At 60.9% G+C, this 17,178-nt stretch carries 13 protein-coding genes; 7 read left to right on the top strand and 6 right to left on the bottom strand.

What is annotated here, in order from left to right; all coding sequences use genetic code 11:
• Positions 1 to 133: 133 nt before the first annotated feature.
• The gene (gene exaC, locus ASG55_RS23080) at positions 134 to 1,654 is read right to left on the bottom strand and encodes an acetaldehyde dehydrogenase ExaC (protein ID WP_024014465.1); all 1,521 of its coding nucleotides are present in this window, start codon (positions 1,652 to 1,654) and stop codon (positions 134 to 136) included.
• A 302-nt stretch (positions 1,655 to 1,956) separates the two neighbouring features.
• Between exaC and ASG55_RS23075 the strand changes: the two genes are divergently transcribed.
• The 4 genes from ASG55_RS23075 to ASG55_RS23060 all read left to right on the top strand — a co-directional run bounded on the left by ASG55_RS23075 (position 1,957) and on the right by ASG55_RS23060 (position 6,407).
• Positions 1,957 to 3,870: a sigma-54-dependent Fis family transcriptional regulator gene (locus tag ASG55_RS23075; RefSeq protein WP_056790677.1), complete on the top strand. Its 1,914-nt coding sequence runs from the start codon at positions 1,957 to 1,959 to the stop codon at positions 3,868 to 3,870.
• Positions 3,871 to 4,136: 266 nt separating this feature from the next.
• A complete protein-coding gene (gene mpl / locus ASG55_RS23070; RefSeq protein WP_056790674.1) occupies positions 4,137 to 5,486 on the top strand; it encodes a UDP-N-acetylmuramate:L-alanyl-gamma-D-glutamyl-meso-diaminopimelate ligase in 1,350 nt (449 codons plus the stop codon).
• Positions 5,483 to 6,130 (top strand): flavin prenyltransferase UbiX, encoded by a 648-nt coding sequence (gene ubiX, locus ASG55_RS23065; RefSeq protein WP_056790672.1) that lies wholly within the window; start codon positions 5,483 to 5,485, stop codon positions 6,128 to 6,130. The genes mpl and ubiX overlap by 4 nt, the downstream gene beginning before the upstream one ends.
• On the top strand, positions 6,123 to 6,407 hold the full coding sequence (locus ASG55_RS23060; protein WP_024014461.1) for a YceK/YidQ family lipoprotein: 285 nt from the start codon (positions 6,123 to 6,125) through the stop codon (positions 6,405 to 6,407). The genes ubiX and ASG55_RS23060 overlap by 8 nt, the downstream gene beginning before the upstream one ends.
• Positions 6,408 to 6,540: 133 nt before the next feature.
• On the opposite strand, the gene ASG55_RS23055 is transcribed toward ASG55_RS23060, so the two are convergent.
• The 3 genes from ASG55_RS23055 to ASG55_RS23045 form a co-directional block, all read right to left on the bottom strand.
• Entirely contained in the window at positions 6,541 to 7,182 is a 642-nt protein-coding gene (locus ASG55_RS23055; RefSeq protein WP_016773010.1) for an oxidoreductase, read from the bottom strand.
• Positions 7,183 to 7,209: 27 nt separating this feature from the next.
• Positions 7,210 to 8,937 carry a C13 family peptidase gene (locus ASG55_RS23050; protein WP_056790669.1) on the bottom strand — a complete coding sequence of 576 codons (1,728 nt, stop codon included), beginning with the start codon at positions 8,935 to 8,937 and terminating at the stop codon, positions 7,210 to 7,212.
• Positions 8,938 to 9,039: 102 nt separating this feature from the next.
• The gene (locus ASG55_RS23045) at positions 9,040 to 9,495 is read right to left on the bottom strand and encodes a MaoC family dehydratase (RefSeq protein ID WP_016773011.1); all 456 of its coding nucleotides are present in this window, start codon (positions 9,493 to 9,495) and stop codon (positions 9,040 to 9,042) included.
• Between the two features lie 193 nt (positions 9,496 to 9,688).
• Here ASG55_RS23045 and ASG55_RS23040 point away from each other — a divergent pair, with 193 nt between their 5' ends.
• Genes ASG55_RS23040 through ASG55_RS23030 form a run of 3 tightly spaced genes read left to right on the top strand, consistent with a single transcriptional unit; the run spans position 9,689 to position 11,368 of the window.
• Entirely contained in the window at positions 9,689 to 10,051 is a 363-nt protein-coding gene (locus ASG55_RS23040; RefSeq protein WP_016773012.1) for a CidA/LrgA family protein, read from the top strand.
• A complete protein-coding gene (locus ASG55_RS23035) occupies positions 10,051 to 10,767 on the top strand; it encodes an LrgB family protein (protein ID WP_016773013.1) in 717 nt (238 codons plus the stop codon). Before ASG55_RS23040 ends, ASG55_RS23035 begins: the two co-directional genes overlap by 1 nt.
• A gap of 10 nt (positions 10,768 to 10,777) precedes the next feature.
• Positions 10,778 to 11,368 carry an LON peptidase substrate-binding domain-containing protein gene (locus ASG55_RS23030; RefSeq protein WP_056790666.1) on the top strand — a complete coding sequence of 197 codons (591 nt, stop codon included), beginning with the start codon at positions 10,778 to 10,780 and terminating at the stop codon, positions 11,366 to 11,368.
• Between the two features lie 87 nt (positions 11,369 to 11,455).
• Here the strand turns inward: ASG55_RS23030 and ASG55_RS23025 are convergent, their stop codons facing one another.
• Positions 11,456 to 14,926 (bottom strand): calcium-binding protein, encoded by a 3,471-nt coding sequence (locus tag ASG55_RS23025; RefSeq protein WP_236708194.1) that lies wholly within the window; start codon positions 14,924 to 14,926, stop codon positions 11,456 to 11,458.
• 69 nt (positions 14,927 to 14,995) lie between these two features.
• Complete coding sequence (locus ASG55_RS23020) at positions 14,996 to 16,948, bottom strand: hypothetical protein (RefSeq protein ID WP_056790663.1); 1,953 nt, start codon at positions 16,946 to 16,948, stop codon at positions 14,996 to 14,998.
• Between the last annotated feature and the right edge of the window lie 230 nt (positions 16,949 to 17,178).

The following is a 17,178-nucleotide window of genomic DNA, read 5'->3' as shown; positions in this document are numbered from 1 at the left end:
GGCACAACGCTTTCGCGAGCAGGCTCGCTCCCACAGGGGATTGCGTACGACCATAAATCACCTGTGGGAGCGAGCCTGCTCGCGAAGACAATCCAGAGGGCGAAGCAGGAACAACTGCCTCACCCCGTCTGATTCAGAAGAATCCCAACGGATTGATGTCGTAGCTCACCAGCAGGTTCTTGGTCTGCTGATAATGGTCGAGCATCATTTTGTGGGTTTCACGCCCGACGCCGGACTTCTTGTAACCGCCGAACGCGGCGTGCGCCGGGTACAGGTGATAGCAGTTGGTCCACACGCGACCGGCCTTGATCGCCCGGCCCATGCGGTAGGCGCGGTTGATGTCGCGGGTCCACAGGCCGGCGCCGAGGCCGAACTCGGTGTCGTTGGCAATCGCCAGGGCTTCGGCTTCGTCCTTGAAGGTGGTGATGCTCACCACCGGGCCGAAGATTTCTTCCTGGAACACGCGCATCTTGTTGGTGCCCTTGAGCAGGGTTGGCTGGATGTAATAACCGGTGGCCAGGCTGCCCTCGAGTTTTTCCACCTTGCCGCCGGTCAGCAGTTCCGCACCTTCGCCCTTGGCGATTTCCAGGTACGAGAGGATCTTGTCGAATTGCTGCTCCGATGCCTGGGCGCCGACCATGGTGTCGGTGTCCAGCGGGTCGCCACGTTTGATCTGGCTGACTTTCTTCATCACTGCCTGCATGAATTCGTCGTAGATCGATTCCTGCACCAACGCGCGGGAAGGGCAGGTGCACACTTCGCCCTGGTTGAAGAACGCCAGCACCAGGCCTTCGGCGGCTTTTTCGATGAAGCTCGGCTCGGCCTGCATGATGTCTTCGAAGAATATGTTCGGCGACTTGCCGCCCAGTTCCACGGTCGACGGAATGATGTTTTCCGCTGCGCATTTCATGATGTGCGAGCCGACCGGGGTCGAGCCGGTGAAAGCGATCTTGGCGATGCGCTTGCTGGTTGCCAGTGCTTCGCCGGCCTCTTTACCGAAGCCTTGCACGACGTTGAGCACGCCCGGCGGCAGCAGGTCGCCGATCAGTTCCATCAGCACGCAGATGCCCAGCGGGGTTTGCTCGGCAGGTTTGAGCACCACGCAGTTACCGGCGGCCAGCGCTGGCGCGAGCTTCCACGCGGCCATCAGCAGCGGGAAGTTCCACGGGATGATCTGGCCGACCACGCCCAGCGGTTCATGGATGTGGTAGGCCACGGTGTTGCCGTCGATTTCCGCAGCGCTGCCTTCCTGGGCGCGCAGGCAACCGGCGAAATAACGGAAATGGTCAGCGGCGAGCGGGATGTCGGCGTTGAGGGTTTCGCGGATGGCTTTACCGTTGTCCCAGGTTTCGGTGATCGCCAGCAGTTCGAGATTCTCTTCGATGCGGTCGGCGATTTTCAGCAGGATCAGCGAGCGTGCCTGCACGGAAGTGGCGCCCCACGCATCGGCGGCGGCGTGGGCAGCGTCCAGCGCCTTGTCGATGTCTTCGGCGGTGGAGCGGGGGAATTCGGCAATTGGCTGGCCATTGACTGGCGAGGTATTGGTGAAGTACTGACCTTTGACCGGCGCGACGAACTCGCCGCCGATGTAGTTGCCGTACTTGCTCTTGAACGAGACTTTGGCGCCGTCAGTACCGGGGTGGGCGTAACGCATGATGATGTTCTCCTTGGCTTTGTACTTATTAGAGAAACGCGCAAGTGCGCTTGCTATAAGCGTAGAGCAAGGCTCGGGCCACTGCCGTGCAGGTCAGGCAAATCAAGGGCTTGGCCGGTTTGTCTCGGACGAATGGATGGGCGCTGTGACGGTTTCGGTACAGCACGGGTGACAGTTTGTACCGCTTGCGGCACAGCCCGTGACCGGACGGTCTTGCCAGCATTGCAATGCCGGAGCCGCTGGAGGATGCTGGGCGTCACCTCATGCTTTGGGCCGTCGCGCCCCGGGGAGAACAATAAGAAATGCACGACAACCATTTGAGTCGCCATGCCCGCCAGGTTCTCACCGTCACCCAGGGCAAACCGCACCTGCACGGCCCCGGCGCCGATCCATCGATCGCCCGTTCGTGGCTGCGCTGCCTTGAGGACTATCACCTCGATCCTTCTGTGACCATGGCGCCGACCGTGCTTGAGCATGGCCGAGTACTGGAAAGTCGCGAACGTCTGCAACAAGTGCTGCAAATCGCCGGTACCGAGATGAGCAGCCTGCATCAACAACTCTCCGGCGCCGGCCATGCGGTGCTGCTGACTGACGCGCGCGGTGTGATCCTCAACTGCGTCACCGCGCCGGCCGAACGGAAGATTTTCGAGCGCGCCGGGCTCTGGCTCGGCGCTGACTGGAGCGAAGCCTGCGAAGGCACCAACGGCATCGGTACCTGCCTGGTCGAGCGTCAGGCGCTGACCATTCACCAGGATGAACACTTTCGCGGCCGCCACACCGGGCTGACCTGTTCGGCGAGCCCGGTGTTCGATCCCCATGGTGAATTGCTGGCGGTACTCGATGTGTCTTCGGCGCGGCCGGACGTCTCGCGGCAGAGCCAGTTCCACACCATGGCGCTGGTCAACCTGTCGGCGAAAATGATCGAGAGCTGCTACTTCCTGCGCTGTTTCGACAATCAGTGGTTGCTGCGTTTCCATCTGCAGGCCGAGTCCGTCGGCCTGTTCAGCGAAGGGCTGCTGGCGTTTGACGGCGAAGGGCGGATCAGCGCAGTCAACCAGAGTGCGCTGAACCTGCTCGGGCATATTCGCGGCGGTTTGCTCGGTAAATCGGTGGAAGCGTTTTTCGATTGTTCGCTGGATGACCTGCTTGGTCGCGCGAGTGCCAACGCCAGCGCCAGTTGGCCGCTGCGCACCCGTGATGGCCGGCATCTGTTTGCCGTGTTGCGCGGTGAATCGCGCAAACCTACTGCCATTGTTCCAACGCCAATCACTGCTCCAGCGCCCCGCCTGTCCGGCATTTGCCTCGGCGACGAAGCGTTGCAGGCGGAGTTTCGCAAAGCCCTGCGCGTGTTCGAGCGCGACGTGCCGCTGTTGATCAACGGCGAAACCGGCTCGGGCAAGGAAGCGTTCGCCAAGGCAGTGCATCAGGCCAGCCAGCGCTGCGGCAACGCTTTTGTCGCACTCAATTGCGCGGCCATTCCGGAAAGCCTGATCGAGAGCGAACTGTTCGGCTATCGCGGCGGCAGCTTCACCGGCGCACGCAAGGACGGCATGCGCGGCAAGCTGCAACAGGCCGATGGCGGCACCTTGTTCCTCGACGAAATCGGCGACATGCCACTGGCGTTGCAAACGCGTTTGCTGCGTGTGCTGGAAGATCGGCAAGTGGTGCCGATTGGCGGTGAACCGCAAGCGGTGGACGTGCGCATCATCAGTGCGACGCACCGCAATTTGCTCGAACGAGTCGAGGACGGCAGTTTCCGTGAAGACCTGTATTACCGCTTGAACGGGCTGGAAGTGGCGTTGCCGGCGTTGCGTGAGCGCAGTGATAAATCGCAGTTGCTGGATTTTCTGCTGGCCGAGGAGGCAGGGGGCGAAACGATTCTGATCGACGAACCGGCGCGGCAGGCGTTGTTGGCATTCAACTGGCCGGGCAATGTGCGGCAGCTGCGCAATGTCCTGCGTACGCTGGCGGCGTTGTGTGATGGCGGGCGGGTCGGCGTTGAGGATTTGCCGGTGATGATTCGGCAGGCGCGGCCGGCGGTGGTGGCGGCGCAGATCGCCGCCCAGCCACTGGACGACGCCGAGCGTCTTGCATTGCTCAATGCGCTGGAGCAGACGCGCTGGCACATGACCCATACAGCGCAGCAACTGGGCGTAAGCCGCAACACCCTTTATAGAAAACTGCGTAAACACGGAATTGAGCGGCGTGTCAGCTGAAAGCCCTCACCCTAACCCTCTCCCAGAGGGAGAGGGGACTGACCGAGGTGTTTTGGCGATTTACGCCGACCTGAAATATCGAGCCGAACTAAAAATTTGAAAGCGACCGAGATCGGCTCCCTCTCCCTCGGGAGAGGGCTGGGGTGAGGGGCTGCGGTCTGAAGCCGTGCGCAGATGTAGCCGCCAACCCGTCTCCATCCTTCAGCTAAAGAGTGCCATTTCCCCCTCCCTACGCTAACCTGCGGCCATGTTTTACGAGGTCGACTATGCACATTCATATTCTGGGTATCTGCGGGACTTTCATGGGCTCGATGGCGGTGTTGGCCAAAGAGCTGGGCCATCACGTCACCGGCTCCGACGCCAACGTCTATCCGCCGATGAGCACGCAGCTCGAGGCCCAGGGCATTCAGCTGACGCAGGGTTATGACCCGGCACAGCTCGATCCGGCGCCGGATCTGGTGGTGATCGGTAATGCCATGTCCCGTGGCAACCCGGCGGTGGAATATGTGTTGAACAAAGGCCTGCCGTACGTCTCCGGCCCGCAGTGGCTGGCTGACCACGTGCTGCAAGGTCGCTGGGTGCTGGCCGTGGCCGGTACGCATGGCAAAACCACCACCAGCAGCATGCTCGCCTGGGTGCTGGAGCATGCCGGGATGAGCCCGGGTTTCCTCATCGGCGGCGTGCCGCAGAATTTCTCGGTGTCGGCGCGCCTGGGCGGTACGCCGTTCTTTGTCATCGAGGCTGACGAATACGACAGCGCGTTCTTCGACAAGCGCTCGAAGTTCGTCCACTACCGTCCGCGCACCGCGATCCTGAACAACCTTGAGTTCGATCACGCCGACATCTTCCCCGATCTGCCAGCAATCGAACGTCAGTTCCACCACTTGGTGCGCACCATTCCGAGCGAAGGGCTGGTTATCTATCCGACCACCGAGCCGGCCTTGCAGCGCGTGATCGAGATGGGTTGCTGGACCCCGGTGCAAACCACCGGCGCCGGCGGTCAGTGGCAGGTAAAACTACTGAGCGAGGACGGCTCGGCGTTCGAAGTGATGTTCGAAGGCGTGTCCCAGGGCACCGTCGAGTGGGAATTGACCGGTCAACACAACGTCGCCAATGCCTTGGCCGCGCTGGCTGCGGCGCGTCACGTTGGCGTGGTGCCATCGATGGGCATCGCCGGTTTGAGCGCGTTCAAGAACGTCAAACGACGCATGGAGAAAGTCGCCGAGGTGCGCGGCATCACCATTTACGACGACTTCGCTCACCACCCGACCGCTATCGCCACCACGCTTGATGGCCTGCGCAAACGCATCGGCGACGCGCCACTGATTGCGATCATCGAGCCGCGCTCCAATTCGATGAAGCTCGGCGCCCACCGTGACGGTCTGCCGGACAGCGTGGTCGATGCCGATCAGGTGATCTGGTATGCCCCGGCCAACCTCGGTTGGGACCTCGGCGCCACCGCAGCGTTATGCACCGTGCCGTCCATCGTCAGCGATTCGCTGGAAGGCATCATCGAGCGCGTGAAGAGCCAGGCGCAGCCCGGCACTCACGTGGTGATCATGAGCAACGGCGGCTTCGGCGGCCTGCACGGCAAGCTCGCCGAGGCACTGCAATGAACACTTTTTCCCAAGCCAGCGGCCCGGAACGCATCACCCTGGCGATGACCGGCGCATCGGGCGCGCAGTACGGCTTGCGCCTGCTCGATTGCCTGGTGCGCGAAGATCGCGAAGTGCACTTCCTGATCTCCAAGGCGGCGCAACTGGTAATGGCCACCGAGACCGATGTGTCCCTGCCGAACAAGCCGCAGATGATGCAGGCGTTTCTGACCGAATACACCGGCGCCGCTGCCGGGCAGATTCGCGTGTATGGCAAGGAAGACTGGATGTCGCCGGTGGCTTCGGGCTCCGGCGCGCCGGCAGCCATGGTAGTGGTGCCGTGTTCGACCGGCACGCTGTCGGCGATTGCCACCGGCGCCTGCAACAACCTGATCGAACGCGCGGCGGACGTTACGCTGAAAGAGCGCCGCCAGTTGATTCTGGTGCCGCGCGAGGCGCCATACTCGAGCATTCATCTGGAGCACATGCTCAAGCTGTCGAATCTGGGCGTGACGATACTACCGGCCTCGCCGGGCTTCTATCACCAGCCGCAGACCATCGATGATCTGATCGACTTCGTTGTGGCGCGGATCCTCAATCTGCTCGGCATCCCGCAGGACATGCTGCCGCGTTGGGGTGAGCATCACTTGAGCAGTGATGAATAAGCTGCTGGTGCTTGTGCTGGCCCTGCAATTGGCTGGATGCGCTACCGTGCGCACGCTGGATGCGGCCAAACCCGGCGCGCCGGTGGTGTATGCCGGGACGCGGCTGGATTTGTATGCGTTGAACGGCGGGTGTTGTGCGATGGACCGGTTCGGTGCCGAGGCGCCGAGCTATCCGGGAGTGGACCTGCCGGCCAGCGCGTTGCTCGATACGCTGTTGTTGCCGTTGTCGTTGCTCACCGTGATTGGCGTGGGCTTTCAGGCGACTGGTGGATTGTAGGGGGTCGCACAACCTCTGTGGCGAGGGGATTTATCCCCGCTGGGGTGCGAAGCGCCCCCCCAAAAAAATTGTAAAAGCGACGACTGCTGCGCAGCCGAACGGGGATAAATCCCCTCACCACAAAGTCCCGGCATTATTTGCCTAACTTGCGCAGCTCATCCGATTCAATCACCCGCACGCCATCCTGTTCTTCCAGCGCCAGGCGCCACATCGCTCGCGCCAACTGGCACGCTTCGATGCCGTGGTATTTGCCCGGAATCAGCTTCGACAACGGCCCGGCCAGTTGCTCGACCAGACGCGGTTCGGTGCGTTCGCCGAGTAACAGCGAAGGTCGGCAAATGGTCAGTTGCGGCCAGTTCTGCGCGCGCAGCGCCTGTTCCATTTCACCCTTGACCCGGTTGTAGAACACCGAGGAATTCGGATCGGCGCCAATCGCACTGATCACGATCAGGTGCCGCGCGCCCATCTCCCGGGCGCGCTTGGCGAACGCCACGACCATGTCCAGATCCACTGCGCGAAAGGCTTCTTCGGAGCCGGCCTGTTTGATCGTGGTACCGAGGCAGCAGTAGGCGATATCGACCCGGCCACTGAGCTGCGGCAGAAACGCCTGCGGGTCACCGACCGGGTTTTCCAGATGCGGATGCTCGGCCAGCGGCCGGCGTGAAGGGGCGAGGACACGGGTAATGGTTGGTTCGTTGAGCAAACGGTCGAGCAGATGTTCACCGGTCAGTCCGGTGGCTCCGGCAAGCAATACGTGCTGAGGCGTCAAGTACATAGTGTCTCTCCCTTGATACTGTTCAGCTTAGTTGCCTTTTTTCGCCGCGTCGTTCAATGCGCTGCTTTGCAACGCTTTGCGTGCTTGCTGTTTGCGCAGCAGTTGCCAGTGCGACAGCACGGTTTTCGGCGCCCAGATCTGCGGCTCCGAGGCTTCGAAACCGTCGGCCAGCTCGCGTTCGGCAACGGTGGCCTTGGCCAGTTTGAATGCCTGTTCGAGGTCGTCGGTCTGATTCAGCGCCTGGGCGAACAGCGCGTCGCCGAAATAAGTGAAGTTGGCTTCTTCCGAGCAACCGAACGACACCCGATCGGCGCGCGAGGCAGTCATGATCAGCGTGCGTTCGTCCTTCAGCGCCGGGATAAATCCACCGGAATAGCACGAGGAAATCACGATGACCTTGTCGCGATGCTTCAGCGGCGCGAGCACGGCGGCGAGTTCATCGGCGGGCAGGTCGGCCAGCTCCATGCGCGGCTGATCGAGCACCAGTTCATGTTCGGCGGTGCCGTGGCTGGTCAGATAAATGAACAGCAGGTCTTCCGGCCCGCTGCGTTCGGCAAGGGCTTGCGCGGCGCGGCGCAGGTTTTCGCGGGTGGCCATCGGCCGGTCGCCGAGATGATCGCGATGATTGACCAGGCGGATCTGGCCGTAGGCGCCGAAGCGCGTACTGAGCATGTTGGCGACGTAATCGGATTCACGCAGGAACACGCTTTGCTTGCCGTCGCCGCCGAGGGTCAGGGTGTACAACTCGACTGCCGGAGTCGAAGCGGGGATCGCCGCCAGTGCCTCGTCGAGCAGACGACCCTGGGCGAGCAAACCGAGTTCGAGAGTGTCGGGGAGTAATTTGCCGTCGGCGTCGCGTACGCGTTGGCCGTTGATCCAGGTGCCGCTGAGCACGCTGCCATCGGTCAGCACCAGAGTACCGCGTCCTGAATAGCTGTCGTTGTCGAAGCCGCCGATGTAGAAGCTGCCATCGGCAAGGTTCAAACGGCCCTGGCCGGTGAAGCGCCAGTCATTGAACACACCGATGTAATGGCTGCCATCAGCGCCGATCAGTTCGCCCTTGCCGGTCAGCGCGCCTTCCTTGAACTGGCCGAGCCAGACGTCGCCGTCGGCGTTCTCGTAGCGGCCTTTGCCGTGCAATTGATTGTTCTTGAAGCCGCCGACGTAGATATCGCCGTCGGCGCTGTTGTAAGTGCCGTTGCCTTCCAGTTGACCGTTGACGAAATGGCCGGTGAACGAATTGCCGCTGGCATCGCCGCGCTGGCCTTCGCCGTTGGGTTTGCCGTGGGCGAACTGGCCCTGGTAGGAACTGCCGTCGTCCATTTCCAGGCGGCCGAGGCCGGAATACTGGTCAGCCTTGAACTCGCCGCGATAGGTCATGCCGTTTTCTTTCAGCGTACCTTCGCCATCGCGCCGGCCCTGCTTGAAACCACCGGTATAACTGCTGGCATTGGTGCTCAGGCTGCCCTGTCCATCAAACAGACCTTGCTGGAACTGGCCGCGATAGACCTCGCCGTTGCTGCCATGCCATTCGCCTTGCCCGTGCCACTGACCCTTGTCGAACTCTCCGGCGTACCAACTGCCGTTGGGGTAGTCGACGCGGCCCTGACCTTGCAGCAAGCCGTCGACCAGTTCACCGCGATAGCGTCCGCCATCGGGCAGGCGCGCATCCGGCGGCAACAGCGATTCGCCGTCGCCGCAAGCGGTGAGCATCAGGGTCAGGGCAAGGGGTGCAAGTCGAGCGATTGAGCGCATAGCGGGATCCGGGCAATTAGGCGACCGAGTATGCCGCAGCTATGCGCCGCATATATACAGACGTGACGCGAAACAGCGTGCGCTGCTTCGCATCCGGGATGATCAGACGAAGCAGAGTGACAGCGGCTCGGCGATGTAGGCCGGTTTGTCCGAGCCTTCTATCTCCAGTGTCGCGGTGGCCTTGAGCAGCCACTGGCCGGGTTTTTTCTCGGTCACTTCGACCATGTCGACCTTCAGTCGGACTTTCGAATTGACCTTGACCGGCTGGATGAAACGCACGCTGTCCAGGCCATAGTTGACGACCATCTTCACGCCTTCGGGCAGCACGAGGATGTCTTCCATCAGTTTCGGCATCAGCGACAGCGACAGGAAACCATGGGCAATCGTGCTGCCAAACGGCGTTTGCGCAGCCTTGACCGGATCGACGTGAATGAACTGAAAATCACCAGTGGCTTCGGCGAACAGGTTGATGCGCTCCTGATCGATGGTGAGCCATTCGGAACGTCCAAGTTCCTTGCCGACATAATCTTTGAGCTCTGCAACGGGAACATAGGGCATTGAGACTCTCCTTGGGTTCATCGGTTTTATAGTTTTTCAGGGGGCGGATTTGACCGGCCTGCGAACCACTGTAGATCATCATGGCGATTTGCTCAGGTCAACCGACCATGCTTTTGGCGAATGCCGGTCCATAGCGCCGGCATGCTTATAATGCCGAGCCCCTGCTGGGTGAAATAGAAGACGGAGATGTCAGATGTTGTTACGTGGCCTGACCCTGCTGGTGCTGTTCCAACTGCTCGGCACGGCGCTCAATCATTTGCTGTTGCCGATATTGCCGGGGCCGATCATCGGGCTGCTGCTGTTGCTGGTGTTCCTGATCATTCGCGGTGAAGTCGGCGAGCCGCTGAATCAGGCAGCGGGCAGCCTGCTGCGTTATCTGCCGTTGCTGCTGGTGCCGCCGGCGGTGGGCGTGATGGTGTATGCCACGGCGATTGCCGCCGATTTCTGGGCGATCGTCGGCGCGCTGGTGGTCTCGCTGATCCTGTCGATGGCGTTTGCCGGCGTGCTCATGCAGCGGCTGGTCAAACGTCACGCGCCGCCGGCGGAGGAATCCTGATGCTGTTCGACTGGCAAGGCGCGTGGGCGTCGGTGATTCACCATCCGCTGTTCGGCATTGGCATCACCCTCGGTGCCTATCAACTGGTGCTGGCGGCGTTCGAGAAAACCCGCTGGATCTTTCTGCAACCGGTGCTGGTCTCCATGTTGTTGGTGATCGGTGTGCTGGTCGGCTGCGGCCTGACCTACGCGGAGTATCGCAAGAGCACCGAAATCCTCAGCATTCTGCTGGGGCCGGCCACGGTGGCGCTGGCGGTGCCGCTCTATTTGAATCTGCGGCGCATCCGGCAATTGTTCTGGCCGATTTTTACTACGCTGGTGATAGGCGGGGTGGTCGCAACGGGCATGGGCGTGGCGCTGGGCTGGTGGTTCGGTGCCGATCACATGATCCTGATGACCATGGCGCCTAAATCGGTGACGTCGCCGATCGCCATGCTGGTTGCCGAGCAGATCGGCGGTGTGGCGGCGCTGGCAGCGGTGTTTGTATTGATCACCGGGGTCATCGGCGCGATCTTCGGCCCGGCGCTGCTGACCCGCCTCGGCGTGCATAGCCCCGAAGCGCGCGGCATGGCGCTGGGCATGACCGCTCATGCGGTCGGCACGGCGGTGGCGATGCAGGAAAACGATGAGTGCGGCGCGTTCGCCGCGCTGGCAATGAGTCTGATGGGTGTGGCCACGGCGGTGTTCCTGCCGTTGGCGGTGTCGATGGTGGTGTAAGGAAATGTCTATGAGTCTGCCGCTTTTTCCGCTGAACACGGTGCTGTTCCCCGGCTGCAACCTCGATCTGCAGATCTTCGAGGCGCGCTACCTCGACATGATCGGCCGCTGCATGAAACAGGGCGTCGGCTTCGGGGTGGTGTGCATCCTTGAGGGCAGCGAAGTCGGCGTCGCGCCGGAAGGTTTTGCGCTGGTTGGCTGCGAAGCGCGGATCACCGATTTCCAGCAACAGGACAACGGCCTGCTCGGCATTCGTATCCAGGGCGGGCGGCGTTTCACGGTGTTGCGCACCGAAGTGCAGCGCGATCAGTTGATCGTCGCCGACGTCGAATGGCTGGACGATGAGCCCGAGCAACCGTTGCAGGACGAGGACGCCGATCTGGTCGCGCTGCTCAAGGCGCTGGCCGAACACCCGATGGTCGAAGCGTTGGACATGGGCACTGAAGCCGCCGGTCAACAGTCACTGGCCAATCAGCTTGCCTACCTGTTGCCGTTCGCCGAAGAAGACAAGATCGATCTGCTGCAACTCGACGACCCTCAGCAACGGCTGGATGCGATCCAGGCATTACTCGACGAGTTGCAGGGCGAACTGTTCGCCTAGTTTCACTTGCAAAACGCATGACTCAAGGCGCAAACGAAGATCAGCGCAGGCCCACCCTGACACGATGTTGAAACCGGCAGCGCACCGTCAGCTCATGTTGACCGGGATGAACAGACCTTCGCGGTCGACGCGCTCTTGCAGATCATTGAGCAGGCGCCATTGATTGCTCACCGAGTTGTAAACCAGCGTGCCCGCTGTCTCGGGTTTGTAACCGATGTGGGTGACGTAGACCCGCGCGGCCAGTTCGTGGCGCTGTTTGTGCTTGTCGATATCCGTCAGCAATGCCTCGACACTGGCGTAGCCACGAGCATCGATCACATACAGCTGCAACACCTCAAACAGCAGCGAGACTTCATAAATGTTGCCGGCTGACGTCACCACACAAATGGACTCCACCGGAGTGTCATCCAAGATGTCCGGCAACTCCACCGTGACGCTGGCAATGCGCAGGCGGTTGCCCTGGAGCTGAATGTCGGCGCGCGTGACGGTTTCTGTCAGGGCACGGGTGAACAGATTCCATCTCGATGCATTGGCCGTTTTTGCCGCAGCGCCCGGTGTGGCCAGACGCAGGATGCTGTTGCTGGCGAGATAAACGTCGTAGGTCGCGCTTTTGCCTTCGAGCAGATAAATCCCGGTGTGCGGCCGCGATTCGATGACCACTTTGCTGTTCTGGGTGCCCAGTGATGGTTTCTCGCTGACCAGCGGACGGATGAATGGATATTTTCCGTTGCGCCGCTTCAACCAGCTCCGCGAGCTGAGCACACGGATGCCGGGATTTCTGGCGTCGTCCCGGTAATCGAACGCGGGCACCTGCACGCGGTATGAAACGTCATCCTGCATGACCAGCATGATGTCCCGGGCCAGAAGCGGTGTCGTGACCTTCAGGCTGTTTTGGCCACTGTAGCCCGTCGCGGCGGCAATCGTCTGGATCACGCCCTTGAAGGCCAGCACCTTGGATGGCAGCAGAATCGACAGGCTGATGTTGTTGTAGGTCAGGTGCGTATTGCCCGAAACACCCTGGCGCAATTCCACGCCATAGCTGACCACCACGTCGACGATCTCGCTGTCCTGGTAATCCAGGTAAATCGTACGGGCGCCGGTAGCGTTGCCTGTGGCGACGAATTCGACCCTGTGCTCGGTACGTGCGACGAAGTGGCGCTGCACGTCCTGACCGTCCAGCGCCACCGTGCCACCGTTGACGATTGCCGGGGCGGGTGCCGGCCGTCCGCTGACAGTGACGGCAACCTCGATGTCCTGACTCAACGCTTCACCAGGTCGAGTGGGCAGTTGCGCGCGCAGTTCATAGCCATCGAGAGTGCGGAACACCCACCGAGCATTGTTCAATTGACGCTGACCGTTGACTGTCTGGTAGACGTTTTCAAGGGTCAGCACATGGTCGGGGTCGCTGCCGTCCCTGCCGCGCAAGGAGTTGACCACCAGTGAGGTGCCGATGATTTGCCAGCGTTGAATGACCGCCATCGGCCAGCCGAATTCGATCAGGCTCGAATGGTCGCCACACTCGATGATCGTTGTACGTGCATTGGTGTCGGCGATGTAATAGCGATCTTCGCCGCCGCCGCCCTCCACCGTGCACTCGGTACCAGAGATTGCGATCGTGTCGTTGCCGTCGCCGGCGCTGATGCGGTCGTAACCGTTGGCGGAAATCTGGTTGGGCTGGTCATTGCCCGTGATAGTGCTTGTGCCTTTGCGCAAGGTCGCAACGTTTTCAATGGAGGTCAGATGGGCGACTTCGAGGGTGTCGTTCGCAGAGTCCGGGCCGCGAAGAGAGATCTTGCCGGTTTGCAGGTTGACGTCGTGACCGATGTAACGCGTGTCGGTAATCGGGCGGACGCCTTCGAACGCAACCAGGTCGTTGCCCGAGCCGCCATCCAGCACATTGATGTGCGGCGGTTTGCTCGATCGATCCAGTTCCTGATCAGAGACTTCCTGGTAGAACGCATCATTTGTGTCGCCGCCCGTCAGTGCCTTATGGCCGTCGCGGTAGGTGAAGAGGTTGGGCCGCGCCTTGACGCCAACCACGCGGTCGTTGCCATCACCCAGGCGCCAGAACACGCCTTTGCCTTCGCCTGGGCTGCCGCTGACCATGCCTTTGAGGTTGTCGGGTAATCCGAGGCTTGCGTCGACTGCATCGTCGCCGCCGACGATCACCGCCTGGCTGTCGAGTCTGAACGGCAACTGCCCGGCGCTTTCGTCCCACTGGTAACGCCACAGTTCGACAGGGCGCAGTTCAGCGCGAAACGCGCCATTGACTACCTGTGCGATGGAGTCCTTGTAAGCACCGGCCAGCATGTCTTTCGCCGACAGTTCGAGCTGTTTTCCATAGTCACTGTAAAGCCTGGACAGTTTGAAGCGATCCATCACCTCGGTGTCCAGTTCCTTGCCGGTGAAGGCGAACCATCCCGAGCGCAGACGCTCGAGTGTCGTCAGTTCGATGTAGTCGTCGATATCGTCGACGACCCTGGCGGCCTGATAAATCATCGATCCGCCGATGAGCAGCGCAGCGGCCGCAAGGCCGAGCGGGCCGGCAACGCTGCCGAAGCCGGCCAGCGCGGCGACGCCCAGCACCAGGCTGATACCCGCGCCCGCTACACTCAGGGCACCGCTGAAATAATGATCCTGAGCTTGTTTGCCCGATGTTGCGGCGGCGGCGTTGAAGGATTTGATCGCGTCAACGATGTCGAACGGCAAGGTAATCGCGCTGGCGAACAGTCCCGCACCACGGCTCATGTATTTGCCGATTGAGGTCAGCGCAAAACCCCTCAGCACGTTGCTGCCCTGAGTCAGCATCGCCTGGCCTGTTCTGGTCAGGCCCTGCTCGATGATCAGCGAGCCGAGTTCTGCAGCGATGGATCCGCCGTAGTACAGCATTTCCAGTGCCTCGCCTTTCTTGATCGCATCGGTCAGCGCCATGTAGCTGCTGTAGATGCCAAAGGCTTGCATGCCGACTCCCGCGCCGCTCATCAAATAGCTTTTGCTCTTGTTGATCCAGCCCGGTGCGTTTTCAAACGCGTCCGCACGGTGGATTTCCAGCTTTTGCGCAGCCTTGCCCAGCTTGTTGAGGCGATCCATGGCGCTGCCGGAAACCAGCGGCCTATCACTGATGAACAGTGGGCCGGCATCCACCGAGCGCTTGCAGGCAATTTCGTAAAACAGCATTGCCGCCATGTCATTGTCTGGGCAATCCACGGCCTGCAAGCGCGACTGCACCTGCGCCGATTGAAAATTGAGTCCGTCGAGAAATGCCTGATCCACGCTCTTGATGTGGGCGTTCGCCGCACTGACCGGTTGACCGTCAATGGTCGCCCCCAGCGATTGCAGCTCGACCCGACTGATCATGATCTCACCGATGCGTAGCAGGCCCAGATGCTTGTCCAGGGCTTTGAGGGTTTTGCGAAGCGACGGATCAATGTCAGGCGCCTGCGTCTGATTGCGCATATGGGTGGGCGGGGCATGGGGATTCGCCGAGACGTCGATGGGGGTAACTTCAAGTGCGCGAACGTGGGCGATATGGGTCGCAGGGACGATGAGTTTCGACACGTATTAATCCTTTAATGGTGTGCATGAGGATGCCGGTCTCCTCTCCGGCGTTGTATGGGCGTGCCCGGTTCAGGGCCAGGCGATGTCGTATGCAAACTCGTTTTTATTGCCTGACAGCCTGAGGATTGGCAGTCCTGCCGCTTCCACTTTGTCGATCAGTCGGTCGTATTGGAATTTGTTGGCGTGCCCGGCATGGGTCGCCGCCTCGATGCGCTCAGCGTCCGCGCCGGCCTGTTCCTTGATGTCTGCGACCCTGGCGCCTTTGCTCAGGTCTGTGTTCAGCAACCAGATACGCTCGGCTGGAACTCCGCTGCGGGTGACCGAAATCAGCCCCTCGAAATCGTCGGAGGGAAACCAGGTCGGCGGGTTCTCACGCGCAGCGGAATTGAACGCCATGTTCTCTTCGTGCGGGACGACTTCCAGATTGCGCGTGTCGAGGGCGTACATGAACATTTCTGTCTGCCGCGTGCGTGAGGACCGATAACCCCGCTCGTGATCCCAGGCGACGGGGCTCTCAGGATCAGACCAGTCGGATGAGGAACTGCTTGAATCATCGGCGTCGCTTGCGCCGCTGTCTGAGCTGCTGTCACCCGCGTCGCGTCCCGGATATTTATGGGTCTGGCTGTTGAAACGCAGGTATGCGGGATCGGGGGCGCTGGCATACATCTGGCCCTGCTCGAGACTGAACGTCGCGCTGATCGGCTTGTGCGTGGTGGCGCCGGGTTTGTGGTGGTAGCGGGGCAGCATGGTGCCGTCATTCGCCAGCTCGAACGGCGTGCGCTCGTCACCGCGAAACAGTGCCGGGATGTCCGTGCGATACAGGCAATTGTGTTTGTTGCGCAGGTAACCGAGCTGTTTCAACAGCGCTTCGCGGACCTCGGGGGTCAGGCCTTGTTCGGCGTCGTACCAGTCGTGGCGGGCATTGTGCTTGAGGTTGAGCTGCTCGACCGCATCTGTGGCCAATTGCTCAAAGCGTTGCGGGTGGGTGATGTCATCCAACAGGCGCTTGTGCGCCAGTGCCCAGGCTGGAATCGCCAGATGGTCGCTCATCTCCTGCTGCAAGCGGGTCAATTGCCTGGGCAGCAGATTGAACGATTGCAGAAAGGCTTCGCGCTCTGCACGGCTCATCTGCGGATGCAGCCAGCGCAGTGAGTCGCGCAGCAGATCGGTCAGCGGATTTCCGGTGGTTGTGGGATGTGCCCACTGTGGCGGCATGCCGCTGGCCTGAGCTTCGACACGAAAGCGCGCGATGTCCTGGCCCTGCAAGCCATATAGCTGCCAGATCTCATGATCGGTCCACTGTTTGAGGTGGGTCGGCGACGCCGCGAATCCGCCCGACGGAGGATCTACCGGAATGAAATTGCCAAATGAATCCCTGAAGGCGAACAGGGGGGCGTCTGTGCGCGCTGCAAAAAGCGGATGCATTTCGTAGTAACCCTGAGCATCCGGCGAACGCCCCGATGGACTGTAACGGCTTTGATTGATGGGCGTTGTCGCGGGGGCGAGCCGTGCTCGCTTCGGCGCGGGTTGTTCGGTCAGGCGCCAGGTGGGGCTGTCTGCGTTTTTATACAAAAGCGGTCCGGAGGGCACGCGCTCGGTCAGCAACTTGCTGCGCCATGCGCCGGTTTCATCCACGCCGACGTGAGTGGTTTGCAAAGCGCCCTGATATTCGACGTCGACGAACTTTCTGCCAACGACCCAGCGAAATCCATCGGGGTCAGCGGGCTTCATCCCACGCAGAAAAGCCTCTGACAACCAGTAATCGGTTATTGAAGTGGAATGTTCAGAACGATAAGCGCCGTGTGCCGGTAACTGAAAGATTTCGATCGCCGGAAGTCTCGGGTTTGCATCGGCGAGGGGGCTGCCGGAAGTTGTTGCGTGCAGCGCCTGGTCGTGACCACCGGTCCTTCTCGATATTTCAACGGCGCTGGCATCGATCAAGGGGCGATGTGGTGCCGGTGCGTGCGGATCAGTTTGATGCGGCGTTGTAACAGGCGTCTTGCGGGGTATCTTTGGACTCATGAATAACTCGACAAAGAATGAATTGATAAATGCCTCGGCAGAACTTCAATGCCGGGTCCGGATAAATATTGATTGTTGGCAAGTGCTCAAGCCGGGCGGATTGAATTCACGGATTTTCTATTGCGCGAAATACTTCGCCACCGTGTTCCGGCTGGACTATGTAACGCTAGTTTGGCGTCGATTGGGAATGCGGAAACGTCGGTTTTATAACCAGGAAAGTTAACCGCAGG

This window comes from Pseudomonas sp. Leaf434 (genome assembly GCF_001425545.1).
Lineage (GTDB): Bacteria > Pseudomonadota > Gammaproteobacteria > Pseudomonadales > Pseudomonadaceae > Aquipseudomonas > Aquipseudomonas siliginis.
This window is presented reverse-complemented; position numbering and strand designations above follow the sequence as displayed.